Source organism: Dyadobacter koreensis (assembly GCF_900108855.1).
GTDB classification, from domain to species: domain Bacteria; phylum Bacteroidota; class Bacteroidia; order Cytophagales; family Spirosomataceae; genus Dyadobacter; species Dyadobacter koreensis.
On record NZ_FNXY01000001.1, the window covers coordinates 980,457 to 991,854 of the forward strand.

The 11,398-nt window shown below is 40.3% G+C and carries 7 protein-coding genes; 1 reads left to right on the plus strand and 6 read right to left on the minus strand.

What is annotated here, in order from left to right:
* Positions 1 to 4: 4 nt before the first annotated feature.
* The 3 genes from BMY70_RS31205 to BMY70_RS04055 form a co-directional block, all read right to left on the minus strand.
* The gene (locus tag BMY70_RS31205; RefSeq protein WP_229209465.1) at positions 5 to 3,745 is read right to left on the minus strand and encodes a sigma 54-interacting transcriptional regulator; all 3,741 of its coding nucleotides are present in this window, start codon (positions 3,743 to 3,745) and stop codon (positions 5 to 7) included.
* A 153-nt stretch (positions 3,746 to 3,898) separates the two neighbouring features.
* Entirely contained in the window at positions 3,899 to 4,675 is a 777-nt protein-coding gene (locus BMY70_RS04050) for an alpha/beta hydrolase (RefSeq protein WP_090332174.1), read from the minus strand.
* A gap of 95 nt (positions 4,676 to 4,770) precedes the next feature.
* Complete coding sequence (locus tag BMY70_RS04055; protein ID WP_090332696.1) at positions 4,771 to 5,748, minus strand: alpha/beta hydrolase; 978 nt, start codon at positions 5,746 to 5,748, stop codon at positions 4,771 to 4,773.
* Between the two features lie 812 nt (positions 5,749 to 6,560).
* Here BMY70_RS04055 and BMY70_RS04060 point away from each other — a divergent pair.
* A complete protein-coding gene (locus BMY70_RS04060; protein WP_090332176.1) occupies positions 6,561 to 8,516 on the plus strand; it encodes a M12 family metallo-peptidase in 1,956 nt (651 codons plus the stop codon).
* Between the two features lie 214 nt (positions 8,517 to 8,730).
* Here BMY70_RS04060 and BMY70_RS04065 read toward each other — a convergent pair whose 3' ends face one another.
* The 3 genes from BMY70_RS04065 to BMY70_RS04075 form a co-directional block, all read right to left on the minus strand.
* Entirely contained in the window at positions 8,731 to 9,159 is a 429-nt protein-coding gene (locus BMY70_RS04065; protein WP_090332180.1) for an SRPBCC family protein, read from the minus strand.
* Positions 9,160 to 9,320: 161 nt separating this feature from the next.
* Entirely contained in the window at positions 9,321 to 10,226 is a 906-nt protein-coding gene (locus BMY70_RS04070) for a sugar phosphate isomerase/epimerase family protein (RefSeq protein ID WP_090332183.1), read from the minus strand.
* Complete coding sequence (locus BMY70_RS04075) at positions 10,223 to 11,380, minus strand: Gfo/Idh/MocA family protein (RefSeq protein WP_090332186.1); 1,158 nt, start codon at positions 11,378 to 11,380, stop codon at positions 10,223 to 10,225. The genes BMY70_RS04070 and BMY70_RS04075 overlap by 4 nt, the downstream gene beginning before the upstream one ends.
* Positions 11,381 to 11,398 lie beyond the last annotated feature (18 nt).

Here is an 11,398-nt window from a genome sequence, read left to right on the forward strand (position 1 = left end):
AATGTTATTTTAAATCAGAACCAATAAAAACGATCTGCTCCTTCCTGATTCCTAGTTTTTTAATTTTGGAGTTTAGCGTCCCCACTTTCAGGTTTAAAATTTCGGCAGCGCCGCCTGTACCGTAAATTTTGCCTTTACAACTATTCAATACTTCTACAATGTAATCCCGTTCGTTTTGTTCATGCGTTTTTAGGTTTATTTCATCCGGAACTCGTGTCTCGCCGGTTTTTATCTTTGGCAAATACATTTCTCTGATCGTGTCACCCGTTGTCATCAATACGCTGCGTTCCACTAAATGTTCCAGTTCCCTGACATTTCCCGGCCAGTTATAGGCAAGCAGTTGTTTCATTACCTTACTTGACAAATGACTGATTTTCTTTCCGTTATTTTTTGCGTACTTGTTTAAAAAATGTAATGCCAATGAGGGAATATCTTCCTTATGTTTTCGCAGCGGCGGCAAAGTTATCGGAAACACATTAAGCCTGTAAAAGAGGTCCTGCCTGAACCGCCCCTCAGCCACCTCCCTTTGAAGGTCACGATTGGTAGCCGCGATAACCCGTACATCAACCTTGATCGTCGTATTTCCACCCACTCTCTCGATTTCTTTTTCCTGTAATGCACGTAATAATTTCACTTGCAGATCAAGCGGCATTTCTCCAATTTCATCCAGAAAAAGTGTCCCTTTATTGGCAAGCTCGAATTTTCCAAGCCTTCGTTCCGTAGCACCTGTAAAACTGCCGCGTTCATGTCCGAAAAGCTCGCTTTCAATGAGACTGGCCGGTAAGGCGGCACAGTTGACCTTGACCATCAATTTGTCTTTCCGCGACGACGAGCTGTGAATCGCCCTGGCGATCAACTCTTTACCCGTCCCTGTTTCTCCCAGCAAAAGAACTGTGCTGTTTGCGAACGAAACCTGACCGAGCAGATGAAAAACTTTTTGCATTTCCTCTCCCTCTCCAATAATATCACGATAAGAATATCCGATACCTGCCTGTTCCTGTAAATACAATTTTTCCTCTTCCAGCTGCTCTTTGTAATTCTTGATTTCGGATAAATGCTGTTCAATTTTCTCATTTGCCAGGATATTGGAAACAGCAGTTGCCATATGATAGGAAAGCCGCTGAATAAAGTTTTTCTGTTGCTGTGAAAACGGCCAGTCATTTTCCGATAGAAAAACGATCGCGCCAATGATCTGATCATTTTGCTCCATTCTCATCCCGACAACTCTTTTGATCCCGGCCTGATAGAGAAACTCTATATGGATCATTTCCGGATCCCGAATTTCTTCGATATAAAAAGAGACAGGAGAATCAGAATTAAGGATGTGATTATGCAGCCCGTCGGCAATAGGATATTCATCAAAAGCTATATCGATAAAGTCTGGATGGAGAACTGTCTTTTCACAACACTCTAAAAAAACCTTGTATGTCCCAGTTTCAATATTAAAAATCGAAATCGCAATATCTGAGAATAGAAGATATGTCTTTAATTCCCGCTGAATCATTTGTACAAAATTGCGCTTGTCACGAATCGATGCAATTGCATGACTTACAGACAAAAGCAGCTCATTCTCTCTGTCCCTGCGCTTGATTTCCTCCACAAACAGAATATTCGAGATGGCATTGGACAGCTGATCTGTTATTCCTTTAAGAATATTGAAATTTATATCCGAAAAAGAACTTTCATTTTCGGACAGAATATTGATAAATCCTAAAAGTTCATCATTATTAGTCAATTTAGTCAAAAGCATTTTTTTTATCCCGGAATCATAAATAAACTGAGTTCCCTGATGCACATTAGGATTTTTCAGGGCATCTTCGATATCAATAATTACCGGTCCGCTTGCCGCAAGCGCTACGTCATGAATTCCATCATTTAAAGGATACTCCATCGCAACAATGGAATCAAATTCAGGATGAAATTCCCGTTTCTCCTGAACATTGTGCGCAAAGACGCTGTACGTTTTGTTTAGCGGGTTGTACAAAGTGATTGCAATGTCTGTGAAACTGATCAAATCGTTCAGCTTGTTTCTTATGATATCTACAAGGTCTGCCCGATCCCTAACCTTATCTATTGCAGCGCTCAGCGATAATAAAATCTGTGTATTCCGCTCTTTCAATTCGATACTTTCATTTGCGATAATATTCGCTACGGCAATAGAAATCTGGTTAGCGACTCCGTGAATAATTTCGATATGGTTTGCTTTAAAATTATCGTTCAGATCCGAGTAAAAACTTAATACTCCAAAAATCCTCTTCTCATTTCGAAGGCCTGCACAAACCATCTGCTTTGCTCCTTGTTGATATTTGCTCAAAATATTCCGGGGTAGCCTCCCCGATTTTCCCAGAAGGTCCAGATCATAAAGCAATGGAAAATCGTGGTCGACAAAAGACGCCGATATTTCATCATGAGCATAGAAATTTTGGTCCCGGTATTCATCATCCGCCGAATCCGCCTCAGAAACAAATTTTGTAAACCGCTCACCATGTTCTGAAAGAAGTACAATTTCACTCGCCGAAAAATAGAAAAGCTTTCGGAGCTCAGATTTCATTACAGCCTGCAAATCGCACTTATTTCTTGTTAGGGCCATATGTTTGCTGAGAGACAGCAAAACAGATTTCTCATTTTCTCTCAGGCGAATTTCATCTGCCACATATAAATTAGCCAATACATTCGCCAGTTGAAAGGATATTTTATGAAGAAGCGTCAAGTGCTCCTGAGTAAAAAATCGCTTAGTCTCAGACATCAGCACTACCTGCCCAAGTGTGTCACTTCCATACATCAACTTTACAAGTACAGCCTGCCGCACCCCCATACGATAAATCGGCTCACCCCAGGTTACTCCATGCCGCATGAGATCTTCTATGTCTACAAGTTGAGGAAAATGATAAGGACGACCGAAGTTCAAATCAGGATAGTCAGCCTTGTTCATCGAATGAAAAACAGGATCAGTCAGCCGCTTTTCGAGTACATCATACAAATAAATTCGATACGACCGCGTCTCCTTGTTGTATATCAGAACGTCACAATCATCATAAGGGATGTATTTTTTAAGTGTATGCCGAAGGACATTTAAAAGATCTTCTTTTTCTTTAACAGCCACTATTTGGTTACTAAATTCGAACAAAATCTCGTTTTCTTTGTCTCTTTGCCGGATTTCTTCATGGAACAGTATATTCTCCATGGCAATAGATATCTGAAATGAGACACCCTGAACCAACCTGATAACTTCCTCCGAAAAAGAGTTCTTCCTGTCTGAAAATAATGTTAAAACTCCGAATGGGTTCATAGAAGCCCGCCGTAAAACAACGGCAAGAAACTCCTTCGATCCGGTATCAAAATTCATCTTTATATAGTCGCGAGCTATCGAAGCCTCCTTTTCCAGGTCGATTACGACAGGATCAGCCTTTTGTAAAATAAGAGACATGATCTTTTCGTCGACGGAGTGATTTTCCGCTACAATCCGCTCATATTCCGGATAAGATTTACTTTCCGAACCGGGATTCTGTAAAAATCCCATCAGGAAAGATTCATCTGCGCTCAATTGCAGGATAACGCTATGCGTGAAATAAAAAAGCTTTCTGAGCTCCTCATTAATTACATTGCACAAAGAAATTCGATCTTTAACTTGCGCAATTGCGTGACCAATAGACAACAAGATTTCGCTTTCAGTATGTGCCATCTTATTTTTAGCATGGTGATACTGAAAGTTTTGCGCAGCTTCTTTGCTTTCCGGATTTTTCATAAATCCTCTAATCAACTAAATCAATAAGGAATAGATTATGAATTCAAGATAAACAAATTCACACACAAATGCAGAAGTTTTAAGCCGAGTCGGACATAGATATACGTCTGCATATCTAAAAGCAATTAAATCTGCATCAAAATACCCTATTTTTCAATATTTAGCAATCCAATTTAAAATGTAATCAGCGTCTCCCTCCCAGCCTGGCTGCGCTAAAACATGATGATTTCGTCCTGGGAATTCTTTATATTCCAGCACCGAACCATTGCTTTTATATGCTTTGAAATTTCGAAAATTCAAATGCGCGGGAATGATATGATCCAGACTACCGGAAGTAATCAGCAACGGAGCATGTTTTTTCTCGAAATCAACTTTTGCAGCAGATGTCAATCCACCTCGTGCAACCGTTTTCGACTCCGGAGCTGTAAATTTTTCATAAGCTATCCGCTGCTCTTCGAGCGGCATCTCATTCACAAAAGCATATTGCCAGTCTTTAAATGACATCAAATAAGTTTTATTGGTTGATGTAAATAAACCGAGTGACTTCCAGCCGGCCTTCAAAAATGAAAACTCGTAAGGAAACACTCCCAGAGGCGGAACCGGATGTATTGCAACGGCAGCAGTTGCAAGATCCCTGCTTACCAGTATTTGCGTCATCAGCCCACCTAGCGAATGTCCGATAATAATCGGCTTTTCAGGCATATTTTTAGCAATTTCCGCATAGTGGTCGACTACTTCCGACAAAGTTAATTTCGCAAGATCGGTGTCATACGGTTGACGCTTCCGCAAGGTTTCGGCGTCCGCGTCCTTGAAAGGCCAGGCCGGAGCGAGTGTATAGTACCCTCTGCTCTCAAAATATTCCTTCCAGTTATCCCAGCAATGATGTGTGACAAAAGCGCCTGTCACAAACAGTATAGATTTCGTTTTCATAATTTTTGAATTAGCCCTGGTCCCGTATCAGTTTACTTAGGCAATCAGGGGATGTGATTATTATATTTTTTTTATTTTCGAAACAGAAAGTGTGTCTATTTAAGATACTTTTTCAGTTCTGCCGCCGCTTGCAAAAACAGGGCTTTCGTCTGCGGGATTTCTGCCAGCCCGTTCAATAAACCAAAATCATGGATGACATCATTGTATCGCACCGTGGTCACGACCACCCCGGCTTCGCCAAGTTTCCGGCCATAAGCCTCTCCTTCATCGCGTAAAATATCATTTTCGGCAACCTGAATTAATGTTGGAGGCAATCCTTTCAAATCTTCCAAAGTTGCCTGAAGCGGAGACGCATAAATTTCGCTTCTTTGCGAGGGATCAATGTATTGGTCCCACATCCACTGCATAAGAGAAGAAGTAAGAAAACGCTGCGTTCCAAATTGTTTATAAGATTCGGTTTCAAAATCAGCGTTGGTGACTGGCCAGAATAGTACCTGAATTTTAAACTCGGGACCACCTTTGACTTTTGCCAGTAACGCAGCGGCCGTTGACAGGTTACCTCCCGCACTGTTTCCTACAATGGCAAGTCTTCCTCCGTCAACATTAATTTCTGCTCCGTTTTCTGACAAAAATTTTGCTACTGCATAAACTTCATGAACGGGTTGCGGATATTTTGCCTCCGGAGCCCGGGTATAATTCACAAACACGCCCGCATATCCTGTAAGCACGACAAGGTCGCGAACCATCCGTCTATGCGTAGGATAATCACCTAAAATCCAGCCGCCGCCATGGATAAACATAAACACGGGTAAAACGGATTCGTCTCCTTTGGGACGAACAATATTTAATGTCAAAGAATATCCATCGGCAGTAATTCTTTTTTCATCCTCATCTATTCCTGAATAATCCACCTGAAAAGCTGCCTGGGCGCCTACAAGAACGTTACGCGCATCTTCTTTAGATAAACTTTCAAGAGGAGGACCGCCTTCATTTAGCGGTCTTAAAAATTCTTTAACAGCATCTGAAAGATGCGGATCAGTTACATAGTCGACAGACTGAACTGATGAACTCATAGCAGAGGTCATGTGTAGAAAAGAGTTAGATGATTATATTAAGATTCAACCACCTGTTTTCTAAGAAACCCGTACCAGCAATTAAAGCATTTATTTTCAATACTTTAATGAAAATAATTGAATAATTTATTGTCGATATTTCAACAATTATTGAAACTGGTTTCGAAATGTCATTACTGATTTGCAATCATTTTGTAAAAAATTCATTTTATGATTTTTCTAAATCAACTTTCAGCACGTCAAAACTATGCAGTATAAAAAGGCTAAAAGAATTTTTACACACGTTTTCAATAGCACCATTTTTCTTGGAATAATTAAATTTTCATAAAAACAATATGAAATTTCGAACCCGGGCACGTAATTATTTAATAGTTAACACAACAATTAATGTACCGACATTTTGAAGTTTATACTGACAATATTAATGGTTACATAATAAAATTATAACCTTAACACATTTACATACCACTAATCACTTAAAATCAGTAAGTTATAACGTTATTTTACTTCTATGGCGGAATTTACAACGTTCCTCCAAATCACTTGTAAGGCCAGAAATAAGGAATTCTACAAACAGGTAGAATTGTATATATTTTGATGAAAATTGTATTAATTTTTGGTTGCATATCCGATTTTCTTCTTTTACTTAGTTTCAAGCAAGGCAAAACCACCTAAAAGTTCAAAAATCAAACTTCTTTGTAGAATAACTTTAATCGGTAACCTACCTGCCCACGTAAACCCAAATTTTAAAAATTTTAACGTACCTGTTGAATTCTAAAATCCCTTTTATCTCTATCAGTTTTACTCGAATTATGAAAAATTTTTTACTTGTTTTCTGCTTCCTTTCTCAGGTAGCTCATTCCCAAATTGTATCCCAGCTAAACGCTCCTGCAAAACTTTCCAAAACTGAAATTCAGAAGCTTGACGGACTGGTTAAGGTTTTAAATGTATTAGAATTGGAGTCATCTTCGGTTAACAATTATGTCAAGAGAAATCCATTACAGGCTAAATTAAAACTAGCAGTAACGACTAGTCTTTCACTAGATCTGACACTTCAGCAAACAGAAATCAGGACTGCTGGTTATAAGTCAGTTATGAGCACTGCAAACGGAGAAATTGTTGATACAACGACCACAGTTTGCAATACCTATTCGGGTTATGCCAATAATGACCCATCCCAGTTTGTTCGGTTATATATTGACAACAATCAGATAAAAGGGATCATCAGTGACGGAAAACAGGGATATTATGCGATTGAACCTTTGTCGGATATTACAAAAACTACTGACGCTGACAATCGTTATGTGGTCTTTAATGTATCTGATATACAAGACATTGATGGAAAATGCGGTCTAGAAGAGCCTATTAGTCAGGCTGTAAACAAGGCACAGGCCACAGCAAGAACTTCGGCTACGTTCAACGGTGAGTGCCGTATTCTCGAAGTCGCCACAGACGCTGATTTTGAATATTTTAAGAACAATGGGAAAAACACGAATGCACGCATTTTAAACGATATGAACATCGTCGCAGGTATTTACATGAGTACTTTCAATATACGTATCATGGTCAACTATCAGCACGTTTACACCACGTCAGATGATCCTTACACCTCCACAGACCCTTCTAAATTATTGATGGAGTTTACTAATTACTGGAACAAAAACAGAACTGATGTAAAAAGAGATGTTGCGCATTTATTTACATCGAAGTTCCTGGAAGGCTTTACATTAGGAATCGCCCATAAAGGAGTTATTGGAAAAACGCCGGGTATGGCCTACTCGCTTACCTATGGCACCTCAAACGAACATCTTACTGTTGCTCATGAAATTGGTCACAACTTCAATGCCTCCCACCCTACGGACGTAAAATCGGGCTGTGGAACAACTTCAAAAACAATAATGTGCAGCGGGTTGGAAAAGGCGCTGGTATTTTCCGATTTCTCACAAGCCGAAATAAAAGACTGGATTGCTGCAAACGGCAAGGCATTATTGACTTCTGAATATGCATTTGAAGTCCTGGGAGATTCTACAATGTGTGCTGCCACTTCTACTTACAGAATGAACCTGATGGGCGTGCCTGCAACATGGTCGAGCAGCAACGAAAGCGTTCTTAAAATTAATGAACACACAGGTTTAGCGAAACGAAACGGTGCAGAATCCGGAGAAACAATAATCACCGCAACGATAGACGTATGTGGAACACCGTTAACTTTTTCGAAAATTGTTTACGTCGGTCTCCCAAGTGTTACTACAACCATTACTGAGGTTGATACTTATGGTATTGTCGCAGTAAATACGACAGAAGTTCTTCACTCGACTTATAACTGGTATCTTGACGGCACCATGATGAAATCAGGCTTTGAAAGTGAGGTGAAAATAAATGGTGGTATGTGTGGTACAACGCACTTCATACAAGGCAGCGTAACGAATGCATGCGGTTCTACTCCACTTTCTTCGAAACTGGAATATAGCTGGAAGTGTACAAATACCGGTGCGATTGTTTACCCAAATCCGGCAACAAGTGTTATCAGTGTTGATTTTGAAAGCGAAACAGCTGAAATAGAATTGCCGAAAGAGATTTTGCTTTTTAATGAAAAAGCTACGCTGGTTCGCTCCATTTCCAATTCAGGTGATACGGCCAAAATTATCGCGAGCAAGAGAACTCAGTTTGATGTGGCGACGCTCCCCCGAGGTACCTATTACGTGTATGTAGTTCCGACAAAAGACTCAGAAAAAAAGACGGAAGTTAAACGAGTGATATTAAAATAACGCATTACTATTTCGCACAGATTAGGATCCTGCCAAATTTTTATGTTCTTACTAAACAGCAACAAATAATTCAAAGTCAAATGTCCGCACCATGAGTTTGGTGATTTAAATCGCAGCGTCCAAAAACGAAAAATTGTACACAAAGCAAAAAAATAGGCCATTGACTAAGCCAACAACCTATCAGGTATCATTAAATTTTCAGATTTTGTAACAGCTATACGGCAGCTTCGGTATATTTCTTAAAGTTATCAAGAATTGCCTGCCATCCGCTTTGTTGTAACTCAATGGAATTTTCCATTTCCGGATCAAATGTTTCTGTAACCTTTGTGACATTATCCTCGCTTTCGAAAGAAATACTCACCTTTCTGCCGTCTCCGAGTACATATTCAATTAATTTATAAGTCTGGACATCTGTGTAAATACCTTCAAAATCAAAGCTTACACTTCCGTCTCTTGCGGCCATGGTGGTTTTAAACTTTCCGTCAATACGAAGATCATTTTCTGCGTAGGGAGCGTGCCAGTCGTCTGACGCAAAAGTCCACTGTGTGATATGCTGAGGTTCTGTCCAAAACTCCCAAACTTTTTTTGTTGGAGCATTGATCAAAGACTGTACGGTAATTGTGGGTGTGTTTCTGGTTTCCATTTAAAAATTATTTTGAGGTTTTGTTGACTTATCTTTTACAAATGTATTGCGGTTACGATCGTGAAAAACTGTGTAAATACGACATTGAAAGGTCACTTTGCGACAAAGATGGTGAGCTAAAATATCGAACTACAACAGAACGCTGCCTACTGCTGACTTTACTAATTATCGTAAGTCTGCAAAGCAGCCTGATCTGCCTGTGCTTTTAGTATCCTTTTTAAGCCATCCACATTCATCGTAAGCCCCACTTCTGCATCCGGTGCAGTGTCTTCATTTATTATCCCAATCGGACCGCGGTATTTACTTTTCCTTACTATACTAATCATCTCAGCCTCAGCATCGCCCTCTCCGAGCGGCACTACTTTAACAGGATTACCTTTTTTCAGACCCATCAAGTTGACTGCGAATAAATGTGGTAATATCTCCGGATAAAATTTAGGGAACCGGTCTATATCTCCCTCGGCATGATGGAAATTATATACAATTCCAATGTTTGGCTTTTTTAAATAGCGGATCACTTCTAGTTGATTTTCCGGCATACCATACCAGCCTCCATGATTATAAAGCCCGACAGTGCATCCGATTTCTTCGGCTTTTTCAGCAACATATTGTACAGGCTTTGCGATGGCAATGACTTTTTCCTCCTGCGTCATCTTATCCAAATCCTTGATTCCGCTCACCATAAGCCAAATTTGTGTTTTAACGCCATGACGTTTCAAGACATTCAGAATAATCGGCAGGTTTTTGTCAGATTCAGGATTAGCTCCCGTATGATACCAGAAAGCCTGAAGTTTAATATTATGTTTTTTCAAGGCATCCAGCTCGGCATCAAACTCCGGAATATGTTTTTCCCGCCAGTCGTAGGCCAACATCTTAAAGCCCAGCTTATTAAGCATTTCAGCGCGCTCAACCGGACCTCTGTTTTTGATATCATAAGGAACAATACACCAGGCAATCAGATTTTTTCTCGCATAAATATTATTTGTTTCTGATACTTTTTGCGCGTTCGAAACAAGACCTGACAACAGGAAAACGAGGACAAAAATACAGGAGGTAATTTTTTTCATAACACGACTTGTTTCTTCAGCCCGGCTGATTCAATTCCTGCCTCCAGTACTTCTATAATTTTTAAGCCGTCGTAGAAATTTGGTTCTATGATTGTGTCATTATTTATCGCACTGACAAAATCAGCGACAGCGTGGACAAAGGCATGCTCGTATCCAATGATATGCCCCGCCGGCCACCAATGCCCAGCGTACGGATGGACAGTCTCAGTCGTCTGGATCAGGCGAAAACCCTGTGTTCCCTCTTCGTCAGCAAGAGAATAATATTGCAACTCATTCATTCTTTCCATGTCAAAAAGAATACTTCCTTTACTTCCGTAGATCTCAAACCGTAATCCATTTTTTCGACCCGTCGCAAAACGTGTCGCCTCGAAAGACCCGATAGCACCGTTTTTAAACTGGACCATCATTAAAGCGGCATCCTCGACAGTCACCTCTCCGCGCTGATCTCCCAAAGTTGCGGCACTCAGGTTTCCAGAGGTTGTTTCATCAGCCAACGGTCGTTCTTTTATAAAATTCGTAGTCAGACAAGACACTGTGGAAATGTCGCCTACAAGATAATGCGCCAGATCCACTGCATGAGAATTCAGATCCCACTGAGGGCCAGCCTGTGCAGTCTCTTTTCTCAATTGCCAGGTCAAAGGAAAATCTGGATCGACGATCCAATCTTGCTGATATGCACAACGCCAGTGAAAAATCCGTCCTACTTTTCCGTCGTCAATCATTTTCTTCGCAAATGCGACCGATGGTGTTCTTCTATAATTATGGTTTAAATAGTGTTTAACTTTATGATCTTCACAAACTCTAAGCATTTCTTCTGCCTGCTTGCGGTTCATTGAAAGCGGCTTTTCACAAAAAATATGCTTGCCTTCCTTTGCAGCAGCCAACGCAATTTCGTAGTGAAGATTTTGCGGCAAAGCAATATCGACAATGTCTATATCGGGACTGCTAACCAGTTTCTTCCAGTCGGTTTCAATATTTTCCCAGCCCCATTTCTCGGCAAATTCCTTCAAGGATTTTTCTTGCCTGCCACAGGCTGTTTTCAAAACAGGTTTCGCTGGAAGATCAAAAAAAAGGGGTGCTTTGAGCCAGGCGTTACTGTGCGCGCGACCCATAAATTTATAACCTACTATACCGACATTCAGTTCTTTCGTCATAATCTGTTCAATTTTTCA

Excerpts from the sequence above, each read along its gene's own strand:
- BMY70_RS31205 (WP_229209465.1), bottom strand. The coding sequence starts at position 3,745 with ATGAAAAATCCGGAAAGCAAAGAAGCTGCGCAAAACTTTCAGTATCAC.
- BMY70_RS04050 (WP_090332174.1), bottom strand. The coding sequence starts at position 4,675 with ATGAAAACGAAATCTATACTGTTTGTGACAGGCGCTTTTGTCACACAT.
- BMY70_RS04055 (WP_090332696.1), bottom strand. The coding sequence starts at position 5,748 with ATGAGTTCATCAGTTCAGTCTGTCGACTATGTAACTGATCCGCATCTT.
- BMY70_RS04060 (WP_090332176.1), top strand. The coding sequence starts at position 6,561 with ATGAAAAATTTTTTACTTGTTTTCTGCTTCCTTTCTCAGGTAGCTCAT.
- BMY70_RS04065 (WP_090332180.1), bottom strand. The coding sequence starts at position 9,159 with ATGGAAACCAGAAACACACCCACAATTACCGTACAGTCTTTGATCAAT.
- BMY70_RS04070 (WP_090332183.1), bottom strand. The coding sequence starts at position 10,226 with ATGAAAAAAATTACCTCCTGTATTTTTGTCCTCGTTTTCCTGTTGTCA.
- BMY70_RS04075 (WP_090332186.1), bottom strand. The coding sequence starts at position 11,380 with ATGACGAAAGAACTGAATGTCGGTATAGTAGGTTATAAATTTATGGGT.